This window comes from Aquaspirillum sp., assembly GCF_055136605.1.
Genome location: NZ_JBSQVP010000003.1, coordinates 1 through 17399, shown reverse-complemented (window position 1 = coordinate 17399; position 17399 = coordinate 1). Strand labels below are relative to the sequence as shown.

Annotated in this window: 18 protein-coding genes; 6 read left to right on the top strand and 12 right to left on the bottom strand. The window is 49.9% G+C overall.

The window, feature by feature from the left end; translation table 11 throughout:
* The first annotated feature begins 23 nt into the window (after window positions 1-23).
* The 3 genes from ACTBZS_RS01070 to ACTBZS_RS01060 all read left to right on the top strand — a co-directional run bounded on the left by ACTBZS_RS01070 (window position 24) and on the right by ACTBZS_RS01060 (window position 1725).
* Window positions 24-515 carry an Lrp/AsnC family transcriptional regulator gene (locus tag ACTBZS_RS01070; RefSeq protein WP_022652962.1) on the top strand — a complete coding sequence of 164 codons (492 nt, stop codon included), beginning with the start codon at window positions 24-26 and terminating at the stop codon, window positions 513-515.
* Between the two features lie 131 nt (window positions 516-646).
* Complete coding sequence (locus ACTBZS_RS01065; RefSeq protein ID WP_460429359.1) at window positions 647-1021, top strand: CidA/LrgA family protein; 375 nt, start codon at window positions 647-649, stop codon at window positions 1019-1021.
* Entirely contained in the window at window positions 1018-1725 is a 708-nt protein-coding gene (locus ACTBZS_RS01060) for an LrgB family protein (protein WP_463043028.1), read from the top strand. Before ACTBZS_RS01065 ends, ACTBZS_RS01060 begins: the two co-directional genes overlap by 4 nt.
* Before the next feature lie 38 nt (window positions 1726-1763).
* Here the strand turns inward: ACTBZS_RS01060 and ACTBZS_RS01055 are convergent, their stop codons facing one another.
* Entirely contained in the window at window positions 1764-2441 is a 678-nt protein-coding gene (locus ACTBZS_RS01055) for an energy-coupling factor ABC transporter permease (protein ID WP_460429357.1), read from the bottom strand.
* 75 nt (window positions 2442-2516) lie between these two features.
* On the opposite strand from ACTBZS_RS01055, the gene nadC reads away from it, so the two are divergent.
* On the top strand, window positions 2517-3362 hold the full coding sequence (gene nadC / locus ACTBZS_RS01050; protein ID WP_463043027.1) for a carboxylating nicotinate-nucleotide diphosphorylase: 846 nt from the start codon (window positions 2517-2519) through the stop codon (window positions 3360-3362).
* Between the two features lie 48 nt (window positions 3363-3410).
* Here the strand turns inward: nadC and ACTBZS_RS01045 are convergent, their stop codons facing one another.
* The 3 genes from ACTBZS_RS01045 to ACTBZS_RS01035 form a co-directional block, all read right to left on the bottom strand.
* Window positions 3411-3611: a hypothetical protein gene (locus ACTBZS_RS01045; RefSeq protein WP_022652977.1), complete on the bottom strand. Its 201-nt coding sequence runs from the start codon at window positions 3609-3611 to the stop codon at window positions 3411-3413.
* Window positions 3612-3882: 271 nt separating this feature from the next.
* On the bottom strand, window positions 3883-5013 hold the full coding sequence (locus ACTBZS_RS01040) for a M14 family metallopeptidase (protein ID WP_463043026.1): 1131 nt from the start codon (window positions 5011-5013) through the stop codon (window positions 3883-3885).
* A 168-nt stretch (window positions 5014-5181) separates the two neighbouring features.
* A complete protein-coding gene (locus ACTBZS_RS01035) occupies window positions 5182-5727 on the bottom strand; it encodes a phasin family protein (RefSeq protein WP_460429354.1) in 546 nt (181 codons plus the stop codon).
* 401 nt (window positions 5728-6128) lie between these two features.
* On the opposite strand from ACTBZS_RS01035, the gene phaR reads away from it, so the two are divergent.
* Window positions 6129-6815 (top strand): polyhydroxyalkanoate synthesis repressor PhaR, encoded by a 687-nt coding sequence (phaR, locus tag ACTBZS_RS01030; RefSeq protein ID WP_460429353.1) that lies wholly within the window; start codon window positions 6129-6131, stop codon window positions 6813-6815.
* A 138-nt stretch (window positions 6816-6953) separates the two neighbouring features.
* Window positions 6954-9473, top strand: coding sequence for an EAL domain-containing protein (locus ACTBZS_RS01025; RefSeq protein WP_460429352.1), 2520 nt, complete (start codon window positions 6954-6956; stop codon window positions 9471-9473).
* 32 nt (window positions 9474-9505) lie between these two features.
* On the opposite strand, the gene ACTBZS_RS01020 is transcribed toward ACTBZS_RS01025, so the two are convergent.
* From ACTBZS_RS01020 to ACTBZS_RS00985, 8 genes are all read right to left on the bottom strand, one after another.
* A complete protein-coding gene (locus ACTBZS_RS01020; RefSeq protein ID WP_022652982.1) occupies window positions 9506-10591 on the bottom strand; it encodes an alpha/beta fold hydrolase in 1086 nt (361 codons plus the stop codon).
* Between the two features lie 49 nt (window positions 10592-10640).
* On the bottom strand, window positions 10641-11966 hold the full coding sequence (locus ACTBZS_RS01015) for an aminodeoxychorismate synthase component I (RefSeq protein WP_463043025.1): 1326 nt from the start codon (window positions 11964-11966) through the stop codon (window positions 10641-10643).
* Window positions 11967-12050: 84 nt separating this feature from the next.
* Entirely contained in the window at window positions 12051-13292 is a 1242-nt protein-coding gene (gene fabF, locus ACTBZS_RS01010; protein ID WP_460429349.1) for a beta-ketoacyl-ACP synthase II, read from the bottom strand.
* A 285-nt stretch (window positions 13293-13577) separates the two neighbouring features.
* Entirely contained in the window at window positions 13578-13820 is a 243-nt protein-coding gene (acpP, locus tag ACTBZS_RS01005) for an acyl carrier protein (protein ID WP_022652985.1), read from the bottom strand.
* A 128-nt stretch (window positions 13821-13948) separates the two neighbouring features.
* Window positions 13949-14689: a 3-oxoacyl-ACP reductase FabG gene (gene fabG, locus ACTBZS_RS01000; protein ID WP_022652986.1), complete on the bottom strand. Its 741-nt coding sequence runs from the start codon at window positions 14687-14689 to the stop codon at window positions 13949-13951.
* Window positions 14690-14694: 5 nt separating this feature from the next.
* A complete protein-coding gene (fabD, locus tag ACTBZS_RS00995) occupies window positions 14695-15627 on the bottom strand; it encodes an ACP S-malonyltransferase (protein WP_460429347.1) in 933 nt (310 codons plus the stop codon).
* Between the two features lie 27 nt (window positions 15628-15654).
* On the bottom strand, window positions 15655-16617 hold the full coding sequence (locus ACTBZS_RS00990; protein ID WP_022652988.1) for a beta-ketoacyl-ACP synthase III: 963 nt from the start codon (window positions 16615-16617) through the stop codon (window positions 15655-15657).
* Window positions 16614-17297 carry a phosphate acyltransferase gene (locus ACTBZS_RS00985; RefSeq protein WP_463043071.1) on the bottom strand — a complete coding sequence of 228 codons (684 nt, stop codon included), beginning with the start codon at window positions 17295-17297 and terminating at the stop codon, window positions 16614-16616. The genes ACTBZS_RS00990 and ACTBZS_RS00985 overlap by 4 nt, the downstream gene beginning before the upstream one ends.
* Window positions 17298-17399: the final 102 nt, after the last annotated feature.

Genomic DNA, 17399 nt, shown 5'->3' with positions numbered 1-17399 from the left:
ACTCATCTTAGAAGAGCGATAAAATGCCCGCGCAACACTTTGACAAAACCGACTTAAAAATTCTTGCCACGCTGCAACGCGATGGCCGCTTAAGCAATGTCGAACTCGCAGAAACCGTTGCTCTCTCCCCCTCTCCTTGCCTACGCCGATTGAAACAGCTCGAAGAATCAGGCGTGATTCGACAATATGTTGCACTGCTCGAACCTGCTCGCCTCGGGTTGGGGTTGCAGGCCTTTGTTCGGGTCAGTTTGGAAAAACGTGGCACCACCTACGCAAAACAATTTTCAGAGGCGGTCTCTCATTGGCAAGAAGTGATTAACTGTTTCGCGATGACCGGCGAGATGGATTATTTACTGCAAGTATATTTCGAAGATTTGGAACACTTCTCTCGCTTTGTAATGGATAAACTCCTACAACATCCCGGTGTTGCAGATGTCAAATCCAGCTTTGTGCTGCATGAAGTCAAACGATCCACCGCACTCCCTCTTAACCACCTAGAGTCTATTCTTAGCTAGTCACTCCCACCTATTCGAAGAAGAATAGGTGTCAGCAAAAATTTTGGTCATACCAATTACCCAGCACTTAAAAAGTTTGACCTAAGCCATTTTTAACGGCAATTTTCTGCTTTTCGCTCTATTTTATCGCCATGTTAGAAACCTTAATTGTACTTGTCGCTTACCAATGGTTTGGCGAAGTCGTCAGTCATGCGCTGGGGCTACCGATTCCGGGGCCAGTGTTAGGTATGTTGTTTTTATTTTTAACCCTGATGATTCGGCGGGGTATTCCACATTTTCTGGGTGAAAATGTCCCGAAGTTGATGGGATGGTTGGGACTTTTGTTTGTACCAGCAGGGGTGGGTGTCATTCAGTATCTGGATTTGCTAGAACGTGCTTTTTGGCCGCTGACGATTACGTTGTTGGTTGCTTTATTTGCCACCCATTTAGCCACGGCTGGCAGTTTGAAACTATTACTGGCACGTCACCGGTTACGGCGCTTGCGTAAATGGGGAGGGAAAGCATGACTATATGGCAATTTATCTTACAGTCGCCGCTGACATGGTTATTTATCACATTACTGACTTTTCGCGGCATGGTAACGCTCAATCGCCACTGCAAAGGTCATCCGCTGGCTAACCCCATCATCTTATCCAACGGCTTCATCATTACATTATTGCTTGCCACGGGTACGTCATACACGACCTATTTTTCTGGCGCGCAGTATGTTCATTTCTTACTTGGCCCCGCCACCGTCGCCCTTGCTGTTCCGCTCTATGCCCAACTCCCGCGCTTACAAAAAGCGCTTGGGCCCTTGTTAATCGCCCTGCTTATTGGGGGCAGTGTTGGCATTATCAGTGGCGTAGGCAGTGGTATGTTGTTTGGTTTGGATCGGGAGCTGTTGCTTACCCTTGCCCCACGCTCAGTGACCACACCGATTGCAATGGGCATTGCGGAACATATCGGTGGCGTACCACAGTTAGCATCCGTCCTAGTGATTTTGACCGGTATGTTGGCCTGTGTTTTAAGTGTCCCTTTGCTACAACGTTGGAAGTGGGACAGTGACATCGTCTTGGGTTTCAGCACTGGCATTGCCGGCCACGGCATTGGTACGGCGCGGGCTTTTCAAATCTCGGCAGGCGCAGGTGCTTTTGCGGGGTTGGCGATGGGATTGAATGGTGTCATCACTGCCGTGCTTGTCCCTTTTTTGCTGTGGCTGACCAAGCTTTAACCTTGCTCGGGGCTCAGGCCCCGAGACTGATCACACCTTTAACCGCCGCCATCTTTCTTGTCATAGAGATACCGGCGATCATCAAAGGTAATAATCCAATGTGGTTTGTAAACGACGACAATCGCAATCAACAACCCAGTGGTAAATGCTTCTGACCACGATAATAAAAAGTAAAAGGCCAGCGCATCACCAAACAGATAGTCAACGGGATAAGCGCCAGCCAGCGCCAAAGTAGACACACCACTGAGGCCAGTACAGAACATACTGACCCCACCTGTAAAGAAAGCGTTAAAGAAAATATAAATAAAGTAGTTAGCAGGTAGATGTTTTTGTGCCAGTTGCAGGCCATAGCGGGTGATTAACACAGGCACCCCTGCCATCACCAAAAAATTCGGGCCAAACGCCCACCAATCAGCCATGCCATAGGCCGTTACCGCCGCCAATACAATCGCCATCCCCAACAAAGCCATCGCCGGCCCAGCTAATAGGGTAAAGGCACTGGCGCCAAGTAAGTGATAAGCCAACCCAGGCTGAAACCCACCTTTCAGCGACCACAATAGCATCAAGACAACACACGCCCCCATCCATGCATTCAAAGCACGTGCGTCTAATTTACGCCATTGGATTGACCACACGGCTTTTAACAAAACTAAACACACCAGCAATAGAGCGAGATATTGCGTGGAAGCATCAAAAAAATGGGCGGGGAAATTCATAATGTGGCTCTCACAATACTGCAAAGCGTCTCAAACTATGGCATACAATCCGTTTTTTGCTTCTGATACAAAAACATGACTGCTTCTCTTCCTGCTTTTCATCTTATTGCCGCGCAAGTGGCTCAAGCACTGACAGAAGATATTGCCAGTGGTGATGTCACGGCTTCACTGATTCCCGCTGATCGACAAGGGCACGCGCAAGTCATCGCCCGAGAATCCTTAGTGGTGTGCGGCCAAGCATGGTTTAACGAATGCTTTCGCCAGCTCAATCCCACATGCGAAATAGATTGGCATGTGGCCGAGGGTTCAACACAAACAGCGAATACAACACTCTGTCACATTAAAGGTCCTGCACGTGCTTTACTGTCCGCAGAACGCAGTGCGCTGAATTTCTTACAAACCTTATCAGCCACCGCCACCGAAACACGTCGCTATGTTGATGCGATTGCCGGGCTGCCCTGCCAGATTATGGACACCCGTAAAACATTACCCGGCCTGCGCTTAGCACAAAAATATGCGGTCACAGTGGGCGGAGGGGTGAATCAGCGCGTTGGTTTGTACGATGGCGTCTTGATTAAGGAAAATCATATTTTAGCAGCAGGCAGCATCAATGCTGCGTTAGCACAAGCCAAACGCGACATTCCGCCGCATATTCCCGTTCAAATTGAAGTGGAAAACCACGAGGAATTGGCCGAAGCCTTAGCCGCCGGTGCTACGCTGATTTTGCTCGACAATATGGATAATTCACAACTGCGCCAAGCTGTTGCACTCACCAATGGGCGTGCTCAACTCGAAGCCTCGGGTAATGTTAATTTAGACACTGTGCGTCAGATTGCCGCCACTGGCGTAGATCGTATTTCCATCGGTGGCCTCACCAAGCATGTGCAAGCCATCGACCTGTCGATGCGTTTTACGTTCTAACAAAACAAACGCCCCGCATGATGCGGGGCGTTGTCAGTCTTGTATCGATCACATGAATAAGACCTGATCGCCTAAGCGGGCGCGAGCTTGCTCGAAGCTTTGCATACTACGACAGGCCGGGCAAATGCGATGGTTGCCGATGGTGTAAGAAAAATGCTCACCACAGGCCTCACAGCGTGCCACGGCAGGGGCAGGACGCAAACGGCGAGGTGAAGCTTGGCTAGCAGTAGGGGTCATATTTTCTGTCATGATTTTATCTCCTTGCACATGACGTGTCGTCGGGTGTTCGCAAACAGCGAACAGCGTCAGGGCACGATTGCGCCCGAAAGACACGGCGCTTAACCGAGTCTCGGCACTCTGTCGGGGGATGCCCCCAACAGGGAAGGATCGTCACTGGGTAGTTGACGTTAGGACCACGGGCCGGTTCGGTGGTGGTCTTTTGCATTGCAGCAAAATTAACGTCAATGTAAAGAAAAATACGGCTTAGCGCAATATGCCAAAGCAGCAATCGGCAAAAATTTTAGCGTAGCTGATTTAATACCTGATAAATCGGATGCAAAATTGCCTCGCCTAATCGCAAACTACGTTGCCCATTCCAACCATAATCATCATCCGGCAAGTTAGCATTGTCTTTAAATGGCATTTCTAAAGTGAATGCCAAACAATCGAACTGTTGTCCAACCCAATTGGTGGCCATGGTCAAATTACCCTGCCCAGGCGCATCCAGAGCATAGCCTTGTTCAATTTGGAAATCGGGGCTGGCTTGCATAAAGGCCTGTTTGAACAGCTGCTCTAAGCCAGCTAAACGGGGGCTGTAGTTGGGGTTACCTTCGCAACCGGCAACAAATACATACGGCAACGCTTCGTCGCCGTGAATATCAAGAAACAAGTCAACGCCGGTTTCTAGCATTTTATCGCGCACCAACAACACTTCTGGGCTGTTTGTCAGCGAAGGGGTTTGCCACTCACGATTCAAATTGGCACCGGCCGCGTTAGTGCGGAGATTACCTGCTACTGCCCCATCGGGATTCATATTCGGCACCACATAGAAGGTTGCACGATCTAATAAGGCACGAGACAAAGGGTCTTGCCAATCGAGTAAGCGCCGTAATAACCCTTCAACAAACCATTCTGCCATCGTTTCACCCGGGTGTTGGCGTGCAATCACCCAAATTTTGTAGTCAGAGCTCACCTCGTGGCCAATAGTAAGCAGATTCATGTCTCGACCCTGTATCGTACTGCCAAGGTCGTGCACCTGACACAAGCCAGAACTTTGGACTTCACCAATCAGATTCAGGTGTTGTTCCCAAGAATAGGGCTCGAAATAAGCATAATAAATACTATTAGCAAGGGGAGTATGCTCAATAATCAGTTGACCGGCTTCATAGCGAGTGGGCACCCGAAACCAATTCACGCGGTCGTAGGAAGCCATCGCTTGATAATCTTCCCAACCAGCAGGATAGGCCGCCTCGGCTGCGTTCAATAATCGCAGTGTACAGTTTTGATAAGCGGCCCCTTGCACACGAAAATAAAACCATTGCCGAATATCGGCGGCACAATCGGGCCGTAATTGGAGGCGGATGTCTTCAAATTCGTCGGCGGCAATGACTTCAATACTACCGGCATCAAATGCACTGCTGATCTTGATCATACTGTCTGCGCAGAAAGCGGGATTGGCGACTTTCCACGCGCTCCTTTCTCTAAAAAACCACAATCTGACGCTATCGTATCGGATACCACAGCGTTTTGGCAGCAAAACCACACCACAAAAACAAAAACCCGACCGAAGTCGGGTTAGTAGGCCTAACGAAAGCTCGGCTTATTTTTTGCTGCTGGCGTTTTTCACTGCATCGGCAGTGGCAGTGCTGGCCGCCTTGACGCTGGTATCAGCAAATTCGGCCACTTGTTTGGCTGCTTTGGTCATGCTGTCCATCGCTGCGGCAGTTGCAGCAATCGAAGATTTCAGGGCATTGACTGCAGTATCGCTGCCGGCAGGGGCATTTTGTGCGATTTGATCTAACACGGTGACCACATTTTTATTGAACTCGCTCAGGTTGTCTTCCGCCAGTTTGGACAACTCACCTTGAGTCTGAGACACCACATCATAGAAGTTGCGCGAAGCAGCCACTAATTGCTCAACCGAAGCCGCAGCCAATTGGTTAACACGTTTGATGGCTTCTTGGTTGTCGGACACAGAAGAAAATTCTTGTGCCAATTTTGCTTGTTCTTCCAGCGTATGCTTGGTAGTTTCCAACTGCAGTTTAATCAGACGTTCCAAGCCATTGAGCGAAATTTCGCTAAAACGCAACAAAGTTTGCAAGCCGTTAGCAGAAACTTTAGTGAACTGTTCGGGGGTATTAAACATGACTTCTCCTTTAGCTGAGCGGAAACCGTGACGGTATTTGTTTGATCTTTGCGATCTATTCTGTTGAGATGCACCTTACCAAGCACTACGCTGCTAATCAGTAACCCCGATACAGTGGGGTTGGCGGAGGCGGGAAACCAGAGCACATTCTCTAACGATGACCCATTCCTAAGCAGTAGAGCGATTTATTCATCGCCCTAATTTAAGCTAGGACGACATACGACAACACACAAGTACAATCGCGACACACATTGGCAGGACGCATAAACTCATCATGAATGTTACCAAGTTCAGCAGCATTCACAGAGACCCATTGTAGGCAGGCTAATCGTGCAGCGTCAAACAAAATTATTGCACCGCACAAAAGAAATTCGCCTTGTTTTCAAAGTTTTTTCAGTAAGATGACAGCTGCGATGCACAAACCTTTTTATGCTAAAGTCGCAGCTCGATCCAGTAGTACGAATATAAAGACTCCGGAGGAAAATATTATGAACAATGAAAAACGTGTGATTAAGAAATATCCCAACCGCCGCTTGTACGATACGGCCACCAGTTCCTACATTACCCTAAGTGATGTCAAACAATTAGTGTTAGAGCAAGTTGAAATTCAAGTTATTGATGCCAAAACACAAGATGACATTACCCGCAGTGTCTTGCTGCAAATTATTTTGGAAGAGGAAACCGGCGGTGTGCCGATGTTCTCTTACGATGTATTGACCCGCATCATTCGCTTTTATGGCAATGCGATGCAGGGTTTGATGGGGGGGTATTTGGAAAAAAACCTCGAACTGTTCGCGCAAATGCAACAAAAGCTGCAAGATCAAACGCGCTCGGTCTATGGTGAAAATAATGTCTTCACCAGCCCCAATTTATGGGGAGAGTTTATGAAATTCCAAGGTCCTGCCATGCAAAATATGATGACAAGCTATCTCGAGCAAAGTACCAATATGTTTGTTGAAATGCAAAATCAGATGCAAGAAAGAGCAAAAAACCTTTTTAGTGGTTTTGGCTTTCCTGCCAATTACAATCAGCCAAATACTGAAAATCCAACAAATGACGAGAAAGATACCAATAAACATAAACCTTAATTGCGATTGATACACTTGGCACAGAAAATTTCTTTTGCGCATTGTCATGCAAAGCAGTTTTTGTTGTCATGAGTGTTTTGAATCTCGATATAATGGCCGTCCGCTTTTACAGTTTTTTGTCCACGAGCCTTTAGCCTAATGAAACTTGTGCTTAACAAGACAGTCGAGCAGGTCATCTCACCCTCTATTCTGTCCTGTCCCCCCACCACGACCCTGAGTGAAGCAGGGAAAATGATGCGTGATGCCATGTGTGGCTCGATCATCGTCATGGACGAGGGGCGCGCAATAGGTATCTGGACCGAAGCGGACGCGCTAGATCTTGATTTTGCCGATCCTCATACCTTCGAGCGTCCCATTTCTGAAGTGATGAGCAGCCCCGTCAAAACGCTGGCCGTTGGCACACCGTTTTCTGAGGCGGTCATCCGGTTTAAACAGGAACGCATCCGACACTATCTGGTGGTCAATGCCGAAGGCAGCTATTGCGGGATTTTGTCGCAAACTGATGTCGTGTTAAATCAGGGCGCGGAATTCTTCCTCAAACTCAAAAGCCTTGATTCAATTCCCTTTGCCTCACCCGAGCCGATCAGCGAACGCTGTAGCTTTGCTGATGCTGTTGCCAAAATGCGAGCAGCGCATCTCGAAGCCATCGTAGTGTTTTTCGATGATGGTGCTTATGGCATTTTGACCCAGCGCGATGTGTTGTGGCACCTCAACCAACGCACCACCATCACCCAAGTCGGTGATATTGCGTCACGGCCCATGATTACCGCCCGTGCCAGTTCTAGCTTGTATTACGCGCGTAAATTATTGGCAGAAAAACATATTCGCCACCTCGGGGTGACCGATGAACATGGTGGTTTAATTGGGGTTGTCAGTTTTTCGGACATTCTGACCTCGATTGAGCATGAATACGTCAACGAGCTGCAATATGCGCTTAAAGAACGTGATGAAGCACTCAATCTGTCGCGCCAAAACCTGCGCTTAGCAGACAAGGTATTTGATTCAACCTTAGAAGGCATTGTGATTACCGATGCCAACGGGATTATCGAAACCGTCAATCCTGCCTTTACCCGCATCACCGGTTGGCGCAAAGAGGAAGTGTTAGGAAAAAGCCCTCGCATTCTCAATTCAGGCTTACAACCGCCAGAATTCTACCAACACATGTGGGCCAGCTTATACAAGCATGGCGTGTGGGAAGGGGAGGTCACCAACCGCCGCAAAGACGGTAAGCTATACAGCGAACATTTAACCATCACCGGTATTCGTGACAACAGCGGCAACTTCACCCATTTTGCCGGTATCTTCACCGATATTACGCAGCGGAAATTGGCTGAAGAACGGCTACATTTCCTTGCCAACCACGATGCGCTGACCGGTCTTCCTAACCGCACCTTGTTTATGGAGAGGATGAATCAAGGACTGGCCGCCGCTTCACGCCACCAGCGCCTGTTGGCGTTGATGTTCTTCGATCTCGACCGCTTCAAATTTGTCAACGATACCCTTGGCCATGCGGCAGGCGATCAGCTATTGAAAACCGTCGCCACTCGCCTAACCAGTTTGCTGCGCGACAGTGATACCGTAGCCCGTTTGGGGGGTGATGAATTTACGGTGATTTTGGAAGATATTCGCGACATTCAATCCATCGCCCAAGTTGCCAAAAAAATCATTGATAGTCTGGCTGGCATGATGCGAATTGGTGAACACGATGTCTATGTGACAGCCAGTGTTGGCATCAGTGTCTATCCCGAAGATGGTCAAGATGTGCAAACGCTGTTGATGAATGCCGATACCGCGATGTATCGCGCCAAGGAACAAGGTAAAAACACGTTCCGTTTCTTTACTGCCGACATGAATACGGCAACCTTGGAACGGATGCGGCTAGAAACCAGTTTGCACCAAGCCATCAATAACAATGAAATGCAGGTGTATTACCAACCCAAATATGAGCTGCGAACGGGCCGGATGAATGGCCTTGAAGCACTCCTGCGCTGGCAACATCCAGAATTGGGTTTTGTTTCGCCGGGGGAATTTATCCCAATCGCGGAAGAATCGTCGCTGATTGTATTGCTTGGCCGTTGGGTATTAGACCGCGCGTGTGCCGATGCGCGCCGCTGGTTAGACGAAGGCTGTCTCCCCGGCCCAGTGGCGGTCAATCTCTCGCATCGCCAATTAAAGATGTCAGATGATATTGTGACCAATGTGCGCGATGCGTTGGAACAACACAACTTACCTGCACACTGCCTCGAATTAGAAATCACCGAATCGGCAGCGATGGAAAACGCCCAAGCCACTGCCCGCACCTTGTCGCGGCTGAAAGAATTGGGTGTCAGATTGGCAATTGATGATTTTGGGACAGGCTACTCTTCGTTGGCCTATCTAAAACAGCTGCCGATTGGAATTCTCAAGATCGACCGCTCTTTTGTGATGGATTTGCATCAAGATCGTGACGATGCGGCGATTACCTCGGCCATTATCTCCCTTGCTAAAAGTCTTGAACTGCAAGTGGTGGCCGAAGGCATTGAAAACGTCGAACAACTTAATTTCTTACGCGATAAAAACTGCGAAAGCGGCCAAGGGTATTTCTTTAGCCGTCCGTTACCCGTTGAAGAAATTGACGAGCTATTACACGAGCAATTTCTGCTACATATCGCACTCTAATCCCCGCCGCCTAGGCGGCGGGTGTGTCTTGCTTAAGCCAACAAGAACTGCTGAATTTCTTCGCTTAATTCTGCAATTGCATTCACACCATCCAAATGTCCGCCGCTGCCTTGCAAGGTCAGCCAATAGACAGTTTTTCCCTGTGTTCGCAGCCAATTCGCTGCCGCCAAAGCACGCTCTGGATATAACAACAAATCACTCTCAGCAGCGATAAACAGCAAGGGTGCGGTAATCGTACGCGCATCGCCTTGTTGCAGATCTTCTAGTAAGTCATAGCGTTGATTTGCCCGTACTAAATACAAGATGGCATTGGGATCGGACAATGCTGCCGTCTCCGCCGCACGCTTTTGCAAGCTATGGAGAATCGAAAACTCACCTTGGTCGTTTTTGCGACGGCCAAAGATGGGGTTGAGATAATCAGGGTGCAGTGCGTCGAGCACAATTTGACGAATACACGCTTGCAACCCCTGCTCAGGTCGGGTTTGACCGTAGTATTGCCCTTGCTGCCAATTAGGATCCAGACGAATCGGTGTTGCCCATTGTTCGGTTCGCTCGATTAAATAGGCATCTGACGATAAGCCAGCCGGAATCACCGCAATCACCTTACCGACTTCATCAGGATAAGCTGCCGCCCACGTCAAGGCCTGCATCGAACCCATTGATGGCCCTGCCACCGCATACAGCGACTCAATCCCGAAATGACGCAAGACTTGACGTTGCGCATTCACAAAATCACGCATCGTGATTTCGGGAAAATCCATCGCAAACGGTAAGCCGGTGGCAGGGTTGATCGCCGCAGGGCCGGTGGCAATGGCATTGAGGTTCTGGTTGACCAGTGTATCGCAACAAATCACAAAAAATTGATTGGTATCAAACGCTTTATCAGGGCCAATCAAACTATCCCACCACCCCGGCAAAGGATCGTCTGGTTGATAGCGACCCGCCGCATGGCTGTTACCAGAAAAGTAGTGGCACACTAAAATAGCATTGCTACGCATTTCATTCAGTGTGCCATAGCATTCATACCCTAAATCAAAATCTGGTAACGCCACACCATCCACTGTCACAAAATCACGAATACGCAGACGCTGTTTTTCTACCAAGGGCAAACTGGACATCACGACGCCACCTCAAAGCGATAAAATCAGCATCATGCCGCGTTCAGTATCATTTGGCCAGCGTGCCTCTATCTTGCCCATCGACCCCCAATGCCCGTAACAATCCCCGTGCCTTATGGCGGGTTTCTTGTAATTCACGTTCGGGATCGGAGTCCGCCACAATGCCAGCGCCAGCGCGGAAACGCAGCTGATCGCCTTCCATCATAAAGGTGCGAATTAGGATATTGCTGTCTAACCGTCCATCGTGATTGAGATAGCCCAAACTGCCGGTATAAGCACCGCGAGCCGTGGTTTCTAACTCACGAATAATCTGCATACAGCGCACTTTAGGACAACCGGTAATGGTGCCACCGGGGAATAAAGCACGGAACAGTTGCAAGACATTGATGTTGGCTTGTAAGCGCCCACGGATGTTCGATTCGATATGATGCACAAAAGGATAACTGGCGACAGTCATCAACTCATCGACTTCGACCGTCCCCGGCACACAAATCCGGCCTAAATCGTTACGCTCTAAATCAATCAACATCACATGCTCTGCACGCTCTTTCAGGCTACCAATCATATTGGCTTTCAAAGCGGCATCCTGTTCCGGATCACTCGACCGAGGATGGGTTCCTGCAATCGGGCGCGTATCGGCCCAGCCTTGACGTACCCGTACCAATCGTTCAGGTGAAGAACTGACAATTGCCTGATGTGGATTAAATTGCCATAACGCCGAGAAGGGCGCAGGGTTGGCGTGTCGTAAGGCGGCAAAGACATCTATTGCTTGCTGTGATGGAGCTAATGTCGCTTGCCACTGTCGCGAGAGATTGACTTGGAAGACATCCCCTTCGCGGATATAACGCTGCACCTTCACCACACCTTCAACAAACGCTTCGGGAGGGTCTTCGCTCAATGCCGTCATGGTGAGGGCAGGTGCCTGCCAAGTCGGTACCGAAGACACCATCTGCAGCAGTTGTTGCAATTCAGCTTCTGTTTCAGCGACAGCATAGGCTTGTTGCTGTTCACGATCGACCAAAATTGCCGCTGGAATCCGCGCTAAGGCTGCCAAAGGAAAAGCATCGGCATGGGGTGCTGGTACCGTTGGTTCGAACTGATGTAACACCTCATACGCCAAATAAAACACCCAGCCACCGGTAAAAGGCAAAGGCGTGTTCAGCGGAGAGGTATTTGCCACCACCGGCAAGGCGGCTAAAGCTGCGAGCAATTCACTGCCCTCATGTTGCTGAAACAAGCGGGTGTGGCGTGGCAAAGCAAACAAAATATCCCACCCCTGATGAGCCACCGATTGCAGCAAAGTCGGGAATACCGCAGGAGAATGAGCATGCAGGGCGTGCAAATCAGGAATGACAGCGAAAGTATGAGTAAACATGCAGAGCCAAGAAAAAATAAAACCGCCGTGAGCGTATCACGGCGGCCAGAGTGGGCAAACTATTCACCCGAATTGCAGCGTCTTTTAGACTTTCTTGAACACCAACGTCCCGTTAGTGCCACCAAAACCGAAGGAATTGGAGATCGCTACATTCATCTTCATGTCGCGGGCTTGATTCGGCACATAGTCCAAATCACATTCACCAGCGATATCTTGTTCGAACAAGTTAATGGTCGGCGGCGCAATTTGGTGATACAGCGCCAAGATCGAATACACCGCTTCGACACCACCAGCACCGCCCAAGAGGTGCCCTGTCATCGACTTAGTCGATGAGATCGCCAGTCGACTTGCATGGTCGCCAAACGCAATTTTTAGCGCGCGGGTTTCGTTGGCATCGCCCAATGGTGTCGAGGTACCGTGAGCGTTGACATAATCAACCTCATCAGGCGCCATCCCTGCATCTTTCAGGGCATTCAAGACACCCCGAGCAGGGCCTTCGGCATTGGGTGCGGTGATGTGGTGAGCATCCGAGCTCATCCCAAAACCCACTAATTCAGCGTAAATTTTGGCGCCGCGTTTCACCGCATGTTCGTATTCTTCCAATACGACCACACCCGCACCTTCACCCATCACAAAACCATCACGGCCAGTATCCCAAGGACGAGACGCGGTTGCCGGATCATCGTTACGTGTGGAGAGCGCTTTCATGGCAGCAAAACCGCCAATCCCAAGGCGGGTAATCGCCCCTTCTGCACCGCCAGCCACCATCACATCGGCATCGCCATACTGAATCAATCTTGCCGCATCACCGATACAGTGTGCACCAGTGGTACATGCGGATACGATGCCATAGCTTGGCCCTTGAAAGCCTTTGATGATCGAAACATGACCCGCAATCAAATTAACCAACGAACCTGGAATAAAGAAAGGCCCAATTTTACGTGGTCCCCCTTCATATAACGCCACCCCAGTTTCTTCGATCAATGGTAACCCACCGATACCCGAGCCGATATTGACCCCAACTCGTGTTTTATCCAAATTGGGCAGGTCTTCTAACCCAGCATCGGCAACCGCTTGAAACGCTGCCGCAATCCCATAATGAATAAACACATCCATCCGGCGGGCTTCTTTTGGTGAAATGTAATCACCAATGTTAAAGCCTTTTACCTCACCAGCAATTTGACAAGCAAGGTCGCTGGCATCAAAGCGCGTGATACGGGTAATGCCAGATTGGCCAGCCACGATATTGGCCCAGCCAGTCGCGATGTCGTTGCCAACTGGGCTAACTTGCCCAAGACCAGTAATCACAACTCTGCGTCGTGCCAAGGGAAACTCCTTTATTGACATCTATCCCACTGATGTAAGGGGAACTTTGACCGCGTGTCTTAAATCTGGTTAAACCAGCCAAGCTTACGCCGTTGTTTGACATCATCTGTCACCCACAAGCCCGAAAATCTTACCGCACTTGCCACAGGCACATTGAAACGGGCAGTGGGAGGCTGTTGACAGCTAAAACGATTGTTTGAGTTGGCCAGACAGCAAAAAACCTCTGCCGTTGTTGAATGTGTGCAAACAGCACACCGGCAGAGGTTGATATTCCGGCAAGCGGAATTACTGCTGGTTCTGGTGCTTGTTGATGTAGTCCACAGCTTGTTGCACTGTGGTGATTTTCTCTGCTTCTTCGTCTGGAATCTCACAACCGAATTCTTCTTCCAGTGCCATCACCAGTTCCACCGTGTCGAGAGAGTCGGCACCCAGATCATCGACGAAAGAAGAGTCGATTTTGACTTCTGCTTCGTTGACGCCCAGTTGTTCTGCGACGATCTTTTTAACACGTTGTTCGATGTTTTCCATTTGGAGTAAACCTTTCCCTTTTTATGGCGGGCTGCAAAAAACCGCGCCATTCTAACAAAAAATCCAGAAAAAAAATGCTTATCCGCACAATTGCTTGTGCAACAAGCGCTGGCAACACTGCACAGCGACTATACCATTAACATACCACCATTGACATGCAAGGTCGTACCCGTGATATAACCCGCGCGAGAAGAGGCCAGAAACGCGACCGCATCGGCAATATCTTGTGCTTCACCTAAGCGACCCAGCGCAATTTGGCCTTCGAGTGCTGTTCGCTGCGCTTCTGGTAGCGCAGCAGTCATATCGGTGGCAATAAAGCCCGGTGCAACGCAATTCACGGTGATATTGCGGCTACCGACTTCACGTGCCAAGGATTTCGAGAAACCGATAATAGCGGCCTTAGCTGCAGCATAATTACACTGCCCAGCATTCCCCATCACCCCAACGACAGAGGCGATGTTGATGATACGGCCCCAACGCGCTTTCATCATGCCGCGCAATACGCCTTTCGAGAGACGATACACCGATTTAAGATTGGTCTCCATAATGGCATCCCAATCATCGTCTTTCATCCGCATTAGCAGCTGATCGCGGGTGATACCGGCATTATTCACCAAGATCGCCACTGCACCATATTTTTCTTCGACAGCAGCCAAGAGTGTATCCACCCCTTCAGCACCGCTTTCGGTACGGAAGACCATGCCTACGCCACCGCTGGCCGCCAAACGCTCGCTGATCGCAGCAGCGCCGGCTTCAGACGTAGCCGTCCCAATCACCACCGCGCCCTCTGCCGCTAAGCTATCAGCAATGGCGGCACCAATACCGCGCGAAGCACCGGTGACCAGTGCGATTTTTCCTTGCATCGACATCTTGATTACTCCGCTAATGCGGCCATCGCCGCTTCAATCGCTGCTGCATCGGTCAAAGCCAAAGTATTGACCGCTTTATCAATGCGTTTGCCCAAACCAGCCAAAACCTTACCTGGACCACATTCAACATGCTGCGTCACCCCTTGGGCGACTAAGTAAGCGATGGTTTCTGTCCAACGCACCGGTTGATACAGTTGACGCGCCAAAGTGTCACGAATGGCAGCGGCTTCGGTGTACGAGGCCACATCGGCATTGTGAATCACTGGAATCGTTGGGGCATGGAGGGGCGTCTCAGCCAATGCCAATGCTAACTTTTCTGCTGCAGGTTGCATCAGCGCACAATGCGAAGGCACTGAAACCGGCAAAGCTAAAGCACGTTTTGCGCCACGTGCTTTACACGCCTCAATCGCGCGATCCACGGCGGTCTTTTGTCCGGCAATAACCACTTGCCCCGGCGCATTTAAATTCACCGCAGACACCACCTCGCCCTGTGCGGCTTCAGCACATGCAGCCATAATATCTGCATCTTCCAAGCCCAAAATAGCAGCCATCGCACCGGCGCCTTCGGGCACAGCGCTTTGCATCGCCTCAGCGCGTAAACGCACCAATTTGACCGCATCAGCAAAAGCCAAACTCTCTGCTGCCACCAAGGCGCTATATTCACCCAAACTATGTCCAGCCAACCATTGCGGTTTTGCACCACCGGCGGCCAACCATGCACGATAAATGGCCACCCCTGCCGTTAACATCAAAGGTTGGGTGTTCACGGTTCGGTTAATCGCATCAGGCGTTTCTGCCTGTAACATTGCCCACAAATCTTCGCCCAGCACAGCAGAGGCTTCTTCAAAAGTGGTTTTGACCAATGGGAAGGCGCTAAAACCATCCATCATTTTCAGGCTTTGTGAACCCTGACCCGGAAACAGAAACGCAAATGCCATCTTTCTTCCTTTGTATGAGGCGAACAATCAATAACGCAGCAGCACCGAGCCCCACGCAAACCCACCACCAATGCCTTCTAACATCACTAACTGGCCACGTTGAATCCGGCCATCGCGCACTGCGGCATCTAAAGCCAGAGGAATCGAGGCAGCAGAGGTGTTGGCTTGCTGTGGCAGAGTAACCACCACTTTTTCCATCGGCAAATGTAAATGACGCGCTGTGGCTTCAATAATGCGTAGGTTAGCCTGATGCGGCACCAACCAATCGAGCTCAGATTGCGCAAAACCAGCTTGTTCTAAGGTGCGAGCCGCTAATTCTGATAAGGCTTTGACAGCAAATTTGAATACCGCTTGACCATCCATATACAGATAAGGGCTACCGACAATCTGTCCATGCTGCATGCTGGCTGGCACATTCAGAATCGACCCAAAGCGACCATCCGTGTGAATGTGACAGCCGAGAATCCCTGTCTCATCATCCGCCACCAACACCGCCGCCCCTGCGCCATCGCCAAACAACACACAGGTACGACGATCATTCCAATCGAGAATGCGCGAGAAAGTCTCGGCCCCAATCACCAATACACGATGCGCTTGTCCACTACGGATAAAGGCATTCGCAGTCGAGAGTGCATAGACAAACCCAGCACACACCGCCGCCACATCAAAAGCGGCAGCTTGCGGTGTCATCCCTAATTTTTGATGCACAATACTTGCCGTACTGGGGAATTGCATATCCCCTGAAGCCGTTGCAACAATCAACAAATCAATGTCAGTAGCAGCAAGATTGGCAGCGGCTAAAGCGCGTTGAGCAGCAATCACGGCTAAATCGCTGGTTTTCTGATCATCCGCAACAATGTGGCGAGCCTGAATCCCAGTACGACTGACAATCCATTCTTCGTCACTGCCAATACGGGGGGCAAGTTCGGCATTGGTCAGCACACGCTCAGGGAGATAGCTGCCAGTTCCAACAATACGTGCATAGGTCATGGGCTGATTTCAGTTTGGAGAAGGTCTGCGGATGCCGCACAGTGTTGTAACTGTTGTGCGACCTGTTCAGTAATATGTTGACTTACATTGGCACGCACTTCATCGAACGCTTGTTGCAATGCACACTGAAAGCCAAACGAATCGGTACCGCCGTGGCTTTTCACCACGATACCGCGTAAGCCAAGCAAACTTGCGCCATTATAACGGCGCGGGTCAACCCGTTTTTTAAAATGGCGCAATACCGGCAAGGCCGCCAGCGCACATAAACGAGCCCACCAAGTACGGGTGAATTCTTCGCGTAAGAAGGTTGCCACCATGTGGGCCAAACCTTCTGAGGTTTTCAATGCAACGTTACCGGTAAAGCCATCGCACACCACCACATCAACGGTGCCGGCGTAGATATCATTCCCTTCGACATTACCGTAGAAATTCAATGCCGATTGCCGGAGTAACTCCGCCGCTTGTTTGACAATATCATTGCCTTTAATGTCTTCAGAACCGATGTTCAACAAGCCGACGGTTGGCGCAGCTTTATTGTGCAAGCCACCAATCAGAGATGCCCCCATGATGGCAAACTGTAGTAGCTGCGCGGGTGAGCTATCGACATTAGCACCCAAATCGAGCATACAGGTCTCGCCTTTGAGCGTTGGCATCAATTTGGCAATCGCTGGCCGATCAATTCCGGGTAAGGTTTAAAATCTTCCCAATAGTCGAATTAACAAAGTAAAGAGGAAAGAAATTTAAATTAGGCCTCTATTCGGAAAATTTTTAGCTTTGAAAAT